This is a genomic window from Microbacterium sp. CIAB417 (genome assembly GCF_022788845.1).
The window spans coordinates 78,447-92,864 of record NZ_JAHZUT010000012.1; the positions used below are offsets into that span (position 1 = coordinate 78,447).

Annotated in this window: 11 protein-coding genes, 1 tRNA gene and 1 pseudogene; 9 read left to right on the forward strand and 4 right to left on the reverse strand. The window is 70.8% G+C overall.

From position 1 onward, the window contains the following. Nucleotides 1-22: 22 nt before the first annotated feature. Nucleotides 23-667: pseudogene (locus KYX17_RS29225) on the reverse strand (glycosyltransferase family A protein); the annotation flags it as partial. A gap of 36 nt (nt 668-703) precedes the next feature. Between KYX17_RS29225 and KYX17_RS29230 the strand changes: the two are divergent. Next, nucleotides 704-1,987, forward strand: coding sequence for a DUF3500 domain-containing protein (locus KYX17_RS29230; RefSeq protein WP_243232831.1), 1,284 nt, complete (start codon nt 704-706; stop codon nt 1,985-1,987). Nucleotides 1,988-1,993: 6 nt separating this feature from the next. Here KYX17_RS29230 and KYX17_RS29235 read toward each other — a convergent pair whose 3' ends face one another. Continuing rightward, the gene (locus tag KYX17_RS29235) at nt 1,994-2,626 is read right to left on the reverse strand and encodes an NAD(P)-dependent oxidoreductase (protein ID WP_243232832.1); all 633 of its coding nucleotides are present in this window, start codon (nt 2,624-2,626) and stop codon (nt 1,994-1,996) included. A 238-nt stretch (nt 2,627-2,864) separates the two neighbouring features. Between KYX17_RS29235 and KYX17_RS29240 the strand changes: the two genes are divergently transcribed. Next, nucleotides 2,865-3,437 (forward strand): YdeI family protein, encoded by a 573-nt coding sequence (locus tag KYX17_RS29240; RefSeq protein ID WP_243232833.1) that lies wholly within the window; start codon nt 2,865-2,867, stop codon nt 3,435-3,437. Between the two features lie 115 nt (nt 3,438-3,552). Here the strand turns inward: KYX17_RS29240 and KYX17_RS29245 are convergent. Next, a tRNA-Ser gene (locus tag KYX17_RS29245) sits at nt 3,553-3,644 on the reverse strand. A gap of 149 nt (nt 3,645-3,793) precedes the next feature. Between KYX17_RS29245 and KYX17_RS29250 the strand changes: the two genes are divergently transcribed. Further along, nucleotides 3,794-5,692, forward strand: a complete 1,899-nt coding sequence (locus KYX17_RS29250; RefSeq protein WP_243232841.1) for a DUF6807 family protein — start codon at nt 3,794-3,796, stop codon at nt 5,690-5,692. A gap of 394 nt (nt 5,693-6,086) precedes the next feature. Here the strand turns inward: KYX17_RS29250 and KYX17_RS29255 are convergent, their stop codons facing one another. After that, on the reverse strand, nt 6,087-7,133 hold the full coding sequence (locus KYX17_RS29255) for a Xaa-Pro peptidase family protein (RefSeq protein ID WP_243232843.1): 1,047 nt from the start codon (nt 7,131-7,133) through the stop codon (nt 6,087-6,089). Nucleotides 7,134-7,227: 94 nt separating this feature from the next. On the opposite strand from KYX17_RS29255, the gene KYX17_RS29260 reads away from it, so the two are divergent. From KYX17_RS29260 to KYX17_RS29285, 6 genes are all read left to right on the forward strand, one after another. Next, nucleotides 7,228-8,232: a LacI family DNA-binding transcriptional regulator gene (locus KYX17_RS29260; protein WP_243232844.1), complete on the forward strand. Its 1,005-nt coding sequence runs from the start codon at nt 7,228-7,230 to the stop codon at nt 8,230-8,232. 175 nt (nt 8,233-8,407) lie between these two features. Next, nucleotides 8,408-9,739, forward strand: coding sequence for a Gfo/Idh/MocA family protein (locus KYX17_RS29265; protein WP_243232847.1), 1,332 nt, complete (start codon nt 8,408-8,410; stop codon nt 9,737-9,739). Continuing rightward, nucleotides 9,736-10,662 (forward strand): NAD(P)-dependent oxidoreductase, encoded by a 927-nt coding sequence (locus KYX17_RS29270; protein WP_243232849.1) that lies wholly within the window; start codon nt 9,736-9,738, stop codon nt 10,660-10,662. Before KYX17_RS29265 ends, KYX17_RS29270 begins: the two co-directional genes overlap by 4 nt. Continuing rightward, nucleotides 10,659-11,558, forward strand: a complete 900-nt coding sequence (locus tag KYX17_RS29275) for a 5-dehydro-4-deoxyglucarate dehydratase (RefSeq protein WP_243232850.1) — start codon at nt 10,659-10,661, stop codon at nt 11,556-11,558. The genes KYX17_RS29270 and KYX17_RS29275 overlap by 4 nt, the downstream gene beginning before the upstream one ends. Beyond that, entirely contained in the window at nt 11,555-12,646 is a 1,092-nt protein-coding gene (locus KYX17_RS29280) for a mandelate racemase/muconate lactonizing enzyme family protein (RefSeq protein ID WP_243232852.1), read from the forward strand. Before KYX17_RS29275 ends, KYX17_RS29280 begins: the two co-directional genes overlap by 4 nt. Nucleotide 12,647: 1 nt before the next feature. Beyond that, nucleotides 12,648-14,093 carry an aldehyde dehydrogenase (NADP(+)) gene (locus KYX17_RS29285; RefSeq protein WP_243232854.1) on the forward strand — a complete coding sequence of 482 codons (1,446 nt, stop codon included), beginning with the start codon at nt 12,648-12,650 and terminating at the stop codon, nt 14,091-14,093. Nucleotides 14,094-14,418: the final 325 nt, after the last annotated feature.

The following is a 14,418-nucleotide window of genomic DNA, read 5'->3' on the forward strand; positions in this document are numbered from 1 at the left end:
TGTCGGGGCGCACGTGGAAGGAGAGATCGAAGTCGTCGTGGATGTTCTTCTCCTCGCGATGCACCTCCTCGCTCAGCATCCGCCACGCGTTCGCCCGCATCGCCATGTTCGAGCCGAACAGCGGCGCATGCCCGAGGAACGGGGTGAGCACGGCGTACATGCCGCCGATGTAGAGGCGCTCGCCCATCCAGTGCACGAGCGGGGTCGACCCATAGAAGCGGGGATCGCCCGTGAGGAAGTCGAGCTCGGGGCGCTCGCGGAACGTCCGCACGATCCGTTCGATCCACTCCGACCCCGGACGGGAGTCGGCATCCAGTCGGGCGATGATGTCGCCGGATGCCGCGTCGTAGCCGGCGGAGGCCGCCTGCGGTATCCCCGGCACCGGTTCGACGACGACGCGTGCGCCGAATCGCTCCGCGACGGCCGCGGTTTCGTCGGTGCTGCCGTTGTCGACGACGACGATCTCGTCCGCCGGGCGGGTCTGGTTCTGGAGCGCGCGCAGGCACGCTTCGAGCATGCGCGCGTCGTCCCGAGCCGGGATCACCACGGACAGGGCGGGGAGGTCGGTCGTCATCGTCCTCCTATTGTGCGCGGGTTCGCGGGCTCGCTTCGGCGCGGCTCGCCCCGTCAGCAGCCACCCCTCAAAGGAATCCCATAGTCTCGTCATCGGCCCTGCTGAAAAGCGATGCGTACCGTCGTCGGCATGATCAACACGAAGAACGCAGCTCAAGCGTCCGTCCGCCGTCGATGGATCCGCCCCGTGACATCCGGGGCCACCGCTCTCCTGCTCGCGACCGGCCTGACCCTCGCAGGATGCGCATCGCCTTCGGAATCGTCCCCGTCGTCCTCGTCGTCCTCGACGAGCACACTGGACAGCGCGATCGCCACCGCCTCCAACGGCAGCACGGATGCCACGACCACCGCTCAGACGATCCAGGACACCACGGCCGCCGTCGAGGCCTTCCTCGCGACGCTCTCGGACGAGCAGGTCGAGGCGGTCACGTACGACTACGACGACGAGACCAAGACGACGTCCTGGTCGAACTTCCCGGTCACCTTCGTTGAGCGGGCGGGCCTCAATCTCGCCGATCTCACCACCGAACAGCAGCAGGCGGCGATGGCCGTGCTCGAAGCCCTGCTGAGCGACGAGGCGTACGAAACGGTGACCGGAATCATGGGCGGCGATCAGTACCTGCTGGAGAACAGCAGCAGCACCGAGACCTCCCTCGGCCAGTACTACATCGCGTTCTTCGGGGAGGCGTCGGACACCGATGCGTACGCCGTGCAGTTCGGCGGACATCACCTCGGCATCAACGCCGACCTGAACGGCGGCGAGGAGTCCATCACGTTCGCGCCGACCCACCTCGGCGTCCAGCCCGCGGTCTACACGACGGAGGACGGAGAGGAGGTGCAGCCCTTCGACGCGATCTACACCGACGCGTTCGCCTTCTTCGACAGCCTCACGGCCGAGCAGCAAACGACGCTCACCTCGGGAGACGTGACGATGTGCGCGCCCGGTGACACCTGCGACTACTCGTCCGGGGACGGCCTCACCGGCGCGGACCTGACGGATGATCAGCGGGAACTCCTGCTGGAACTCATCGCGAACTGGGCGGCCATGGCCGACGAGGAGACAGCCGCGACGACCCTTGCCGAGATCGAGGCGACGCTCGACGAGACTGTGATCGCCTGGTCAGGCGAGACAACCTACGACATGAGCACGGGGGACGGCATCTCGTTCTCGATCTCCGGACCCGACGTGTATGTCGCGTTCCAGGCCCAGAACGGTTCGGCGGGAGCAGACGTCGACGGGGTCACGACGAGCGGATGGGGGCACGTGCACACCATCTACCGTGATCCGTCGAATGACTACGCGAACAGCGTCGAGCAGCAGGAGGCGACCGGCGGCATGGGCGCAGGACCCGGCGGCGGGGCCGGCGAGGCGCCCGCTGGCGGTGCACCCGGAGAGCCGCCGGCCGGCGAGTGACCCCTGTCAGACGGGCCGCACGCCGACGTCCGTGATCGTGATGATCCCGCTCGACGCATCCAGCGCGGCGAGCGTGCAGGCCGCCGCCTCATCGATGTGAACGCGCGGCCCTGCCGGAAGCGCATCCGGGTAGAAGGTCCCCGGCCCGTAGAACTGGCCGTAGCGCAGCACCACGCCGCCGAAACGGAGGACGGCGTCCTCCAGGCTCTGCACGCCGGCCGCACCCTCTCCGGGAGGCAGTTCCCAGGCGACGCTCTGCGCCAGCATCCGCGAGCACCCGGCTGCCGCGGCGGCCTCGACCAGGTTCCGAGTCCCCTCGACCCTGATGCGCGCGTTCGCGGCCCGTCTGGCTGGTAGCTCTGCGGCGGAATCGGGCAGGTCCGTCAATTGATGGATGACCAGGTCCGGGCCGAATCCCTGCATGGCCTGCGTCAGCCCCGCGGCGTCGTAGACGTCACAGATCACCGGTTCGGCGCCGAGGTCGCGAATCAGTGTCGCCTTGTCCGCAGAGCGGGTCATCCCGGCGACGACATGGCCGGTCCGGACGAGCATCCCGGCCAGGCGAGTGCCGATCACACCGGTGGCGCCGGCCAGGAAGATCCGGAGCGGAGTGTTCGGCGAAGGCACGGGTCCGATCATGCGAGCACCTTAGCGGGGGCCGACGATCCCCGGAAAATCGGCGGAGACGGAGGCCTACGCACCGTGTCGAAGCCGCGGCGATGCTCACGCACCGAGCGGGTCTCGTGAACGCCTATAGGCCGTCGGGAGCGCCACTCGCCAGCCGGCACTGCTCGCCGCACCCGCGGACTCGTCACCCAGCTCCCCGACAGCGCACGGCACAGAGCGATCCGTCGTACGTCCGGGCTATCCTCCCCTCATGGCCGATCGCGCGAACAAGCCCGAGCTGCACATGGATTCCGTCGCGGACTGGGAAGCCTGGTTGAGTGCGGACCCGGACCCGAGCGGGGTCCGACTACGACTGCGCAAGAAGGCGACGACCCGGCCTGGGATCACGTACGCCGAGGCGCTCGATGTCGCGCTGTGCTTCGGGTGGATCGATGGGCAGTCGCAATCTGTCGACGCCGATTACTTCCTGCAGACCTTCACGCCGCGGCGACCGCGGAGCATGTGGTCGAAGGTCAACATCGGTCACGTGACTCGGCTGATCGAGGAAGGTCGCATGCGTCCCGAAGGTCAGCGCGAGATCGACCGCGCGAAGGCGGACGGACGATGGGACAGCGCGTACCGGCAACGCGACAACGATCTTCCCATGGAGCTGCGGGAAGCCCTCGATGCGGACCCGGAGATCGCCGAGGCCTTCGCATCTCAATCGGCGCAGAACCGATTCTCGATGGCCTTCCGTGTCGCGAACCTCAAACGGCCCGCCTCGCGAGCTGCACGTGTGGCCGAGTACGTCGAGATGCTCAAGCGAGGCGAAACCCTTCCCTGAGGACCACCGCGCAGTTGGATGCGTCAACGGCGGCATCCCTCAGCGGTCTCGCGGTCACCGGGCCGAACGCCCGCACGATCCGGACCCACGAAAGAGCACTTGACCAGGAATTCTGTGGCGGAGACGGAGGGATTTGAACCCTCGGTCCCCGTGAGGGGACTCCACCTTAGCAGGGTGGTGCACTAGGCCTGACTATGCGACGTCTCCAAGCATCCGGCCGAGGCGCGGACGCGTCATGCCATCATAACCGCTCCGGCCAGCCACCACGAACCACCCGGCGACCGTGACTCGGTAAGCGCTTTCCGATATGCTGGCACGGATCGCATCGAAGCATCCCGCACCGCGAAGGAATCCGCATGACCACCGTCCTCCTCGTCGGCGCCCACGGCTACGGCCACGTCCACCTGCGCAACCTCGAGCGCCTCGGCGACCGCGTCGAGTTGATCGGCCTCGTCGATCCCAAGGGCGGACCGGCCGAGGGGTTCGGATCGGATGCCGCGAGCTGGCCGGACCTGGACGCCGCTCTCGCCACCGGCATCCGGCCTGACATCGTCATCGTGGCCACCCCGACCAACACGCACTTCGGCCTCGCTGCGCGCGCTCTCGAGCACGGCAGCGACGTCTACCTCGAGAAGCCACCGGTCGCCACGATGGATCAGTTCGAGGAACTGCTCGCCCTGCAGGAGCGCACCGGGCGCACGGTGCAGGTCGGGTTCCAGAGCTTCGGCTCGCACGCCCTAGCCGAGATCGCCGAGCTCGGCGGCGCCACGTCGGTGGCGACCTGGGCGAACTGGAGCCGCGAGTTCGCCTACTGGACACGCTCGGCCTGGGCAGGCAGGCGCACCCTGAACGGACAGCCCGTCGTCGACGGCGTCCTCACCAACGCCCTCTCGCACGCCATCGCCACCGCCCTGCACATCGCCGGAGCACGGCGGCGCGAGGACATCGGCCGCATCGAGCTCGAGCTGTACCGCGCCAACGACATCGAAGCCGACGACACCTCCAGCGTCCGGATCACGCTCTCCGACGGCCGGGTCGTCTCGGCGGCCCTGACCCTGGCAGGGCCGGACCAGCACCAGCCGCTGATCGAGGTGCGCACGGCGTCCGCGGACGTCCTGTTCTCCTACACCGACGACGTCCTCACCTATCCCGACGGGCGGGTCTCCCGGCCGGGACGCGTCGAGCTGTTCGAGCAGTTCCTCGACCATCTCGATCACGGCGTCCCGCAGTTGTCCGCTCTCGTCGACACCGGCGCCTACATGGAGGTCCTCGAGGCCGTCCGCACCGCCGAGGATCCCGTCCGGATCCCGGATGCCGCCTTCACCGTCCTCTCCGACCGGATCGCCGTGGACGACATCGGGGAATGGGTCGAGCGCACCGCCCGCGCCGGTGCCCTCTTCAGCGAGGTCCGCGCGCCGTTCGCGCCTGAGACGGCCGACGGGGCCACCGAGGACCTCCTGCTCGGCGACCACGTGATCGCGGTGCGCGACGACGGATCGGCCGTGACCCCCACCTCCGGCCCCCGGCCGTTCCTGCACCCTGTCCGCACCCCGGCGGGTGTCGTCGTCACCGATGCGCATCCGGCCGACCACGACTGGCACCTGGGCGTCTCGGTCGCGATCCAGCACGCCGGTGGCGTGAACTTCTGGGGCGGTCCGACCTACACCGCGGATGCCGGATACCGCTGGCTCGACGATCACAGCCGCATCGCGACGACCTCGTTCGAGCGCACGGCCGACGGATTCGCGGCGACCGCGGACTGGCTCGCCCCCGACGGCGCCGTGCTGCTGCAGGAGCGAACGGCCTGGCGGTTCGCCGAAGCATCCGATCCGCGGGCGTGGACGTTTCGGACCGAGACGACGCTGCGGGCCATCTCGGACATCGAGCTGGGCAGTCCCGGGTCGCACGGCCGCGCGGGTGGCGGCTACGGCGGCTTCTCGTGGCGGTTCCCCCCGGGATCCGACGTCGACGTGCGCACCGCGGATGCGGCCGGCGAGGACGCCGTGCACGGGACCGAGTCGGACTGGATCGCCTTCAGCGCGCGCTTCCCGGACGGCGAGGCGACTGTTGCGCTGGCCTCCGAGGAGCGCCGGCCGTGGTTCGTGCGCGTGACGGACTACCCCGGGATCGGTTCGGCTCTGGCCTGGGACCGGCCGGTGATCCTGGATGCCGGAGAAGCCGTCACCCTCTCCTTCCGCGGTGTCGTCGCCGACGGCCGGCTGACGGATGCCGAGGTCGCAGCGCTGCTCGGTTGAGCTGTCGGCGAGGCGGCGAGGAGCGGGGCGGGAGGCGGAGAGCGTTGCTCAGACGTCGGCCCGTTTCGACTCGGGCGGCTGCGCCGTCCTCGCTCAACGAGCGGAAAGGGACACGAGGGCTGCGCCGTCCTCGCTCAACGAGCGGAAGGCGGGGGCGAGAGCGGAAGAAAACGGGAAGCGGCGAGCGTTGCTCAGACGTCGGCCCGTTTCGACTCGGGCGGCTGCGCCGTCCTCGCTCAACGAGCGGAAAGGGACACGAGCGCTGCGCCGTCCTCGCTCAACGAGCGGAAAGGGACACGAGGGCTGCGCCGGCCTCGCTCAACGAGCGGAAGGGGGCGGAAGGCGGGGGCAGAGACGCGTGCGCCGGCCTCGCTCGAGGAGCGAGGTGAGGAGACTAGACCGTTCCGTACGGGAGCGCTACGGGCCGCTCCAGGCCGTCGTGCGTGATCGTCGGCCAGCGCTCGTCGAGCGTCAGCGTCTCCCAGCCGTCCGGAGTGCGCAGCAGCGTGTCCTCGACCTTCACTCCGGGCGCCGTCGGGTTCCATGCGAACGCCTGCCATTCGGCGAGCGCATCCGTCGTCGCCCTCGTCGCCCGCGGGTCTCGACCCGCGTAACCCGTCGGACCGCCCTGGTGATGCCGTTGCCACTCCTCCGCGTCGAACCCGTGCGCGCCGTAGGCGGCGATTCCCTCGGCGAACGCCTCGTCGAGGGGGCGCCCGGGGACGGACGCGTCGAGGAAGGCACGCTCGACCGCGAGGATGCGCTCGTCCGCGGCATCCGCACCGACCCAGCGGGTGATGTTCGCGATCAGACCATGGCGCCGTCCGCACACGACCACCATGGCGCGCTCGCCCAGCGCCGCCGTCGTCGGGAGCGGATGCCGGAACGGAAGGCGCTCGCGACCGGCGACGAGGATCACCAGCGGATCGATGCCGCGCGCGACGAGCCCGGCCGCCACCGACGCCGCCACCGCCTGCTCGACGTCCTCGGGATTCACCCGCGAGAGCACCTCCGTCAGCACCTCGGCGGCATCCCGTCCGAGCACGCGGTAGCGGTCGCGCTCCCCCGGCAGCAGCGATGCGCGAGCCGCGCGCAGCTCCGCGGCGACCGAGGCCTCCGGCGCCGCGGCACCGGCTGCGAGCGCCGCCTCGGCCGGAGGCGTCTGCCACGGCACGCGCACGATCCGCTCCACGTCAGCGGGCAGGAGTTCCTCGGCGACCAGCCGGTCGGCCTCGTTCTCGGCGATGAACAGCGTGTCCCCGGCATCCTCGACGCGAACGGCGAGCACCGGCGGACCGGCGAGCGAGACGTGCGTGCGCACGCCGTCGAGATACCAGGACACCGCCTCGTGCGAAGCGAGCACGAGCGGGGCGCCCGCCGTCGCGCGCACGCGCGCCAGTCGATCCTGCTTGACCCTGCGGTCCTGATCCGATCCCGCCATCGCGATCTCCTGCCGTCGTTCCGGAAACGTTTTCTCACACGATAGTCGCTACGATGGCGTGGGTCGCGCCACGCGCGAGAACGGAGGGTGAGCGATGGGCCGCTCGACACGGACGCGCATCACCGACGTCGCGAAGCTCGCCGGCGTCTCGCTGTCGACGGTGTCCCGCGCCATGAACGACAACCCGACCGTCGATCCGGCGCTCGTCGAGCGCGTGAAGGCCGCGGCCGCCGAACTCGGATACACCGCCAACCCGCTCGCGCGCAGTCTCGTCCTCGGTCGCACGCAGACGGTCGCCGTCGTGATCCCCGACCTCGAGAACCCCACCTATCAAGCCATCCTCCGCGGCCTCAGCCGCGCGGCTTCGACCGACGAGTATCACGTGCTCATCGCCGACTCGGTGGAGGACCTCGACAACGAGCGCGCCCTCGCCCGCACAACCCGGCTGCGCACGGACGGGATCGTCCTGTGCGCTCCGCGCATGCCCGAGGAGGAGCTGCAGGAGCTGCTGCCCGACCTCTCCCCCGCCGTGGTGATCAACCGCTCGCCTCAGCCCGACACCCCGGTCGTCGCGGCCGACTACGGCGCCGGGCTGCGCGAGATCATCGAGCACCTGACCGGGCTCGGTCATCGCCACCTCGCCTATCTCGCCGGTTCCGAGCGCAGCGCCTCCCACCGCGCCCGCCAGGACGCGATCGCACGGGCCGTCGCGGAGATCGCCGATCTGCGCATCGACGAGATCCCGACCGGCGTCGATTTCGACAGCGGCGCCGCAGCCGCCGATGCGGTCCTGGCATCGGACGCGACAGGCGTCCTCGCCTTCAACGACCTCGTCGCGCTCGGCCTGCTGTCGGCGCTCCGCTCCCGCGGCATCGACGTGCCCGAGCGCCTCTCGATCGCCGGCTTCGACGACATCCCCTTCGCCGCCAACGCGACGCCGCCCCTGACGACGGCATCCGTTCCGGCATCCGACCTGGGCGCGCAGGCATGGCAGGCGATGCACGCGCTTCTCGAGGGCGGCAGACCGACCGCGGCATCCACGGTCGTTCCGGCGCTGGTCGTCCGGGAGACCACCGCCCCGCCCCTCGCCCAACCGTGAGACTTGGTTTGCAGCGCGAGACTTGGCTCGCCTGACCAAGCGTCGCTCCGCAAACCAAGTCTCACGGGCGAGGACGAGCGGCACGGACGAGGGGCACGGACGAGGGGCACGGGCGAGGGTGAGACGGCTGTGCTACGGTTGAGAAAACGTTTCCTGACGGAAGAGCGGAACCTCAATGACGCGCTACGCCATCGCCGGTGCCGGCCACCGCGCCCAGATGTACGTCGATGCGATCCTCGGCGAGCACCGCGATCGCGCCGAGCTCGTGGCGATCGTCGAGCCGAACCCCGCACGCGCGCGGTACTACCTCGACCGCATCGCCGCCGCCGGCGCCGCCGCCCCGCGGGTGTCCGACCCCGACGGCCTCGAGGAGGTCATCCGCGAGGAGCGCGTGGAGCGGGTCATCATCTGCGCCCGCGACGACCTGCACGCCGAGCTCATCGTCCGCTCCCTCGAGGCCGGCGCTGACGTCGTCGTCGAGAAGCCACTGACCATCGACGCCCCGAGCGCCGCGCGCATCGAGGAGGCCGTCGAACGCACCGGGCGCCAGGTGGTGCTGACCTTCAACTACCGCTACTCCCCGCGCAACAGCGCGCTGCGACAGCTGCTGCAGGACGGCGAGATCGGAGAGATCACGTCGATCGACTTCTCGTGGATGCTGGACACCAAGCACGGCGCGGACTACTTCCGCCGCTGGCACCGCCAGAAGGCGAATTCGGGCGGGCTGCTGGTGCACAAGTCCAGTCACCACTTCGATCTCGTCAACTGGTGGCTGCGCTCCGAGCCGCGGCGCGTGTACGCCTCCGGCGGACTGCGCTTCTACGGCGCCGAGAACGCCGCCTCCCGCGGGCTCACCGACCGCCCCGAGCGAGGCACCCACGACGACGGCGACCTGTTCGAGCTCGACCTGCGCGACGATCCGCGCCTGAAGGCCCTGTATCTGGATGCCGAGAAGCACGACGGCTACATCCGCGACCGCGACGTGTTCGCAGGCGGCATCACGATCGAGGACAACCTCGCCCTCATCGTCGACTACGCCTCCGGCGCGACGCTGTCCTATTCGCTCAACGCCCATGCACCGTGGGAGGGCTACCGCGTCGCCGTCAACGGCACGCACGGCCGCGCCGAGCTCGAGGTCGTCGAGCGGGGTGCCGTGCTGGCCGGCGAGGGCCTGCATCCGAGCCTCGACCCGAGCCTGTCCGGCTCCGACGCCGCGACGGCCCTGCGTCCCGAGGGCGAGCGCCTGATCGTACAGAAGCACTGGGAGGCCGCTCGCGAGGTGCCGATCCTCCGCGGCGAGGGCGGACACGGCGGCGGCGACGCGCTGCTGCTCTCCGACGTGTTCGAGGGCCCGGGCGACGATCCTCTCGCGCGGCCCGCGGACTGGGGCGACGGGGTCCGTTCGATCGCCGTCGGCATCGCAGGCAACCAGTCGCTCACGACGGGGATGCCCGTCCAGGTCGCGGACCTCGGCATCCGCCTGCTCGAAGGGAAGGCACGGGTATGAGCCGCATCGTGATCACCGGCGGCGCGGGACGGCTCGGCCGCAGCCTCGTCACCGGCCTCGCCGGTTTCGGCCACGAGATCCTCTCCCTGGACCGCACGAACGCCCCCGAGCTCGATCAGGACGGCGTCACGCAGATCGCGCTGGACCTGTCCGACGCGGATGCCGCAGCATCCGTCCTCGCCGACGCGCACGCCGACGCCCTCATCCACCTCGCCGCGATCGCCGTGCCGTTCAGCGCCCGCGAGGACGTCATCATGCGCACCAACGCGGGCCTCGCCGTCTCGGTGCTGCACGGAGCCGTGCAGGCCGGCATCCCGAAGATCGTCGCGGCGTCGAGTCCGACGGTGCTCGGCTACGGCTGCCCCACCGGCTGGAGCGTCGACCGGCTGCCGCTGGACGAGCAGACGCCGACCCGACCGTGGAACGCCTACGCACTGTCCAAGCTCCTCATCGAGGACACGCTCGGCATGCTGCGTCGCCAGACCGGCGACACCACCCGGTTCGCAGCCTTCCGCCCGTGCTACGTCATCGCCCCCGAGGAATGGGCGGGCGCACCGACGCAGCAGGGTCACACCGTCCGCGAGCGCCTCGACGACCCGGCGCTGTCCGCGCCGGCGCTGTTCAACTACGTCGACGCACGCGATGTCGCGGGTTTCGCCCACACGTTGCTGGACGGCCTCGACGACATCCCCAACGGCGAGGTCTTCTTCGTCGGCGCCGCCGACGCGCTCGCCCGCGAACCGCTGGCGGACCTCCTGCCCCGCTTCCATCCCGGCACCGCTCCGGCCGCCGCCGAGTTGACCGGCACGCGCCCGGCGTTCTCGAGCGCGAAGGCCGAGCGCCTGCTCGGCTGGCGTCCGCAGCACGACTGGCGCACCGAGCTCGCGAGTGCGGACGCCCTCCTGACGAAAGGCCTCTCATGAACTTCGACGGCATCCTGTTCTTCCCCGTCACGCCCTTCACCGCGACGGGCACGATCGAGCACGACCTGCTCGCCGAGCATGTCGCCCGCGGCGTCGACGCCGGGGCGGGTGGCGTCTTCCCGGCGTGCGGGACCGGCGAGTTCCATGCGCTCTCGGCGGCCGAGGCCGCCGCGGTCACCCGCACCGCCGTGTCGGCCGTCGCGGGTCGCGTGCCGGTGATCGCGGGCGCCGGCGGGCAGCTCGGCCACGCCGTCGAGGTCGCGAAGGCGGCGGCGGATGCCGGAGCGGACGGTCTGCTCGTGCTGCCCCCGTACCTCGTGGGCGGGACGCAGGCGGGGCTCATCGCCTACGTCCAGGCGATCGCCGCAGCATCCGATCTCCCGGTCATCGTCTATCACCGAGGGGCGGCACAGTACTCGGTCGACACCATGCGCACCCTGGCCGCCAACCCGAAGGTCGTCGGCTTCAAGGACGGCACGGGCGACATCGGCACCACCCAGCTCATCGTCCGTGCCGTGGCCGAGTCCGGGCGCGCGGACTTCGCGTTCTTCAACGGTCTTCTCACGGCCGAGCTGACCCAGGGCGCCTATCGCGGGATCGGCGTTCCGCTGTACTCGTCGGCGGCGTTCGCCATGATCCCCGAGGTGGCGAACGCGTTCTACCGGGCGTACGTCGACGGCGACGAGGCGCGGCGCCTCGAGATACTCGACGGCTTCTACCGTCCGCTGGTCAGCCTGCGCGACGAGACCCCGGGGTTCGGTGTCTCGCTCATCAAGACCGGCCTGCGCCTGGGCGGACTGCCCGTCGGCTCGGTCCGCGCGCCGCTGGTGGATCCGTCGCCGGCGCAGGAGCAGCGCCTGGCCGAGATCCTCGACGCCGGACACGCCCTGCTGTGATCACGATCGCCCGCTTCTCCACCCGTCTGCAGCGGGTCGCGCTGACGCGCCCCTGGGCGGCCGACGTGACGTCGGTCGGGATCGTCGCGACGCACGTCGTGCGCTCGGACGGCGTCGAGGGCTGGGGATTCTCGTGGACGCCGCAGATCGGCGCCTCGGCCGTGCACGCCCTGCTGTCGGACGACATCGCGACAGCAGCGATCGGCCGCTCCGCCGAGCCGGGCGAGGCCTGGCAGGGTCTGTGGGAGCATCTGCACGAGGCTGGCGGGGGCGGCCTCACGACGATCGCGCTCGCGGGGCTCGACCTGGCGCTCTGGGATGCCGCGGCGCGTGCGCGCGATCTGCCGGTGTCCGCGCTGATCGGCCGGAAACGGGATCGGATGCGCGCCTACGGCTCCGGCGTCAACCTGCACTACACGCAGGACGAGCTGCTGGCCCAGGTGCAGCGCTGGATCGACTCCGGGTTCGAGGCCGTCAAGATCAAGGTCGGCAAGCCCGACATCGCCGAGGACGTCGATCGCGTCGAGGCGGTGCGCGAGCTTCTCGGTCCCGCCCGGGCCCTGATGATCGATGCGAACCAGCGGTGGGATCTCGCCCGCGCCACGAGCTCGGTCGAGGCCCTCTCGCGGTTCGATCCGGCCTGGATCGAGGAGCCGCTTCGTGCCGACGACCTCGCGGGTCACGCCGAGCTCGCCCGCCGCATCGACGTCCCGATCGCCGTCGGCGAGAACCTGCACACGGCGCACCGGTTCGCCGACTTCCTGCGCGCGGGGGCCGCCCAGATCGTCCAGCCGAACATCGTCCGCGTCGGCGGCATCACGCCGTTCCTGCGCATCGCCGCCCTGGCATCCGAGCACGGTGCGGCGTTGCACCCGCATCTGCTCCCCGAGCTGAGCGGGCAGCTCGCGCTCACGCTCCCCGGGAACGTCGCAGAGCCCTGGGCCGAGGACGTCGAGGATGCCGGCTTCGGTGCCCTCGGCGCGCTGGAAGACCCCTCTCCCGTCGCGATCTCCGACGGGCACCTCACCGAGACCGCCCACATCGGTCTCGGCATCCGCTTCTCCCCCGTCCTCACCGGAAAGGCCTGACATGACCACGACGACCGAACAGCTCGAACAGGTCGCCCGGCTCGCGGCCGAGGCGGCGCCCGTGTGGCGCACGTCCTCCGCGGGCGAGCGGGCCGGATGGCTGCGGGCGATCGCCGATGCCCTCGATGCGAACGCCACCGAACTGGTCGAGATCGCCGACCGCGAGACCCGCCTGGGTTCCGCACGCCTCACCGGAGAGGTGGCTCGCACGACCGGTCAGCTGCGGTCGTTCGCCTCGGTCGTCGAGGAGGGCTCGTTCCGCGAGATCGTCGTCGACGATGCGGATGCCGGGGCCACCCCGCCGCGCCCGGAGCTGCGCCGATGGCTGGTGGGGCTGGGCCCTGTGGCGGTGTTCTCGGCCTCGAACTTCCCGTTCGCGTTCTCGGTCGCCGGCGGGGACACCGCCTCGGCACTGGCCGCGGGGAACCCGGTGATCGTCAAGGCGCACTCGGGGCATCCGGAGCTGTCGCGGCGCACCGCCGAGATCGTGGCCGAGGCGCTGCGGGCGGCCGGTGCCCCGGAGGGTTCGTTCGCCCTCGTCGAGGGCCGCGAGGCGGGGAACGCCCTGGTGCGGCATCCCGTCGTGCAGGCCGCCGGCTTCACCGGCTCGGTGTCTGGTGGGCGCGCGCTGTTCGATCTCGCCACCGGCCGCCCGGACCCCATCCCGTTCTACGGCGAACTGGGCAGCATCAACCCGGTCGTCCTCACGCCCGCCGCGGTCACGGCGCGGGGGCGGGATCTCGCCGCGGGCCTCGTCGGTTCGTTCACGCTCGGCGCGGGACAGTTCTGCACGAAGCCGGGCGTCGTCTTCATCCCGTCCGACGCCGGGTTCGAGGATGCCGTGGCGACCGCGGTCGGATCCGTCGCCGGCGGTCCGCTGCTGACGGACCGCATCACGGCGGCCTTCCCCGACGGCATCCGGACCCTGTTGGACGACGCGTCGACGTCGATCATCGCGCACGGAGCCGAGACCCCGGACGGGGCGCGTCCGGTCGTCGTGACGACGGATGCCGCGGCCGTCGCCGCGCGCCCCGAGACGCTGCTGGAAGAGGTGTTCGGGCCGCTGACGCTGCTGGTGCGCTATCGCGACGAGGCCGACCTGCACGCGGCGCTGCACGTCGTGCCCGGCAGCCTCACCGCGACCCTGCACGCCGAGGACGGAGACGACGTCTCCGAGACGCTGGAGCTGCTGCAGCTGCGAGCCGGGCGCGTGCTGTTCGCCGGATGGCCGACCGGCGTCGCCGTGACGTGGTCGCAGCATCATGGTGGCCCGTGGCCGGCGACGACCTCGCTGCACACCTCGGTCGGCGCGACGGCGATCCGCCGCTTCCTGCGTCCGGTCGTCTTCCAGGACGCGCCCGAGCGACTGCTGCCGCCCGAGCTGCGCGACGCCGCGCTGGCGTCCGTGCCGCACCGCCGCAACGGCGTGCTGGTCATCCCGGCCTGACGTTCCCCCGTCCCGCCCCGCTTCTCTCGCTCGTTGAGCGACGAGATCCCTTTCCCCGCTCGTTGAGCGACGAGCGCAGCGAGGAGTCGAAACGCGGCAACCGCCATGCGGCACCAACCCCGTTTCGACTCGCGGAGACCTGCACTGAGCGAGCGAAGCGAGTCGAAGTGTCGCTCAACGAACGGAGGGAGGTAGCGAGAACGCACGCAGCACAGCGCGCCCTCCCTCGCTCGTTGAGCGACGAGCGCAGCGAGGAGTCGAAACGCGGCAACCGCCATGCGGCACCAACCCCGTTTCGACTCGCTCCGCTCGCTCAACGAACGGA

Excerpts from the sequence above, each read along its gene's own strand:
- KYX17_RS29230 (WP_243232831.1), top strand. The coding sequence starts at position 704 with ATGATCAACACGAAGAACGCAGCTCAAGCGTCCGTCCGCCGTCGATGG.
- KYX17_RS29255 (WP_243232843.1), bottom strand. The coding sequence starts at position 7,133 with ATGGCGGGATCGGATCAGGACCGCAGGGTCAAGCAGGATCGACTGGCG.
- KYX17_RS29235 (WP_243232832.1), bottom strand. The coding sequence starts at position 2,626 with ATGATCGGACCCGTGCCTTCGCCGAACACTCCGCTCCGGATCTTCCTG.
- KYX17_RS29285 (WP_243232854.1), top strand. The coding sequence starts at position 12,648 with ATGACCACGACGACCGAACAGCTCGAACAGGTCGCCCGGCTCGCGGCC.
- KYX17_RS29240 (WP_243232833.1), top strand. The coding sequence starts at position 2,865 with ATGGCCGATCGCGCGAACAAGCCCGAGCTGCACATGGATTCCGTCGCG.
- KYX17_RS29270 (WP_243232849.1), top strand. The coding sequence starts at position 9,736 with ATGAGCCGCATCGTGATCACCGGCGGCGCGGGACGGCTCGGCCGCAGC.
- KYX17_RS29275 (WP_243232850.1), top strand. The coding sequence starts at position 10,659 with ATGAACTTCGACGGCATCCTGTTCTTCCCCGTCACGCCCTTCACCGCG.
- KYX17_RS29260 (WP_243232844.1), top strand. The coding sequence starts at position 7,228 with ATGGGCCGCTCGACACGGACGCGCATCACCGACGTCGCGAAGCTCGCC.
- KYX17_RS29265 (WP_243232847.1), top strand. The coding sequence starts at position 8,408 with ATGACGCGCTACGCCATCGCCGGTGCCGGCCACCGCGCCCAGATGTAC.
- KYX17_RS29250 (WP_243232841.1), top strand. The coding sequence starts at position 3,794 with ATGACCACCGTCCTCCTCGTCGGCGCCCACGGCTACGGCCACGTCCAC.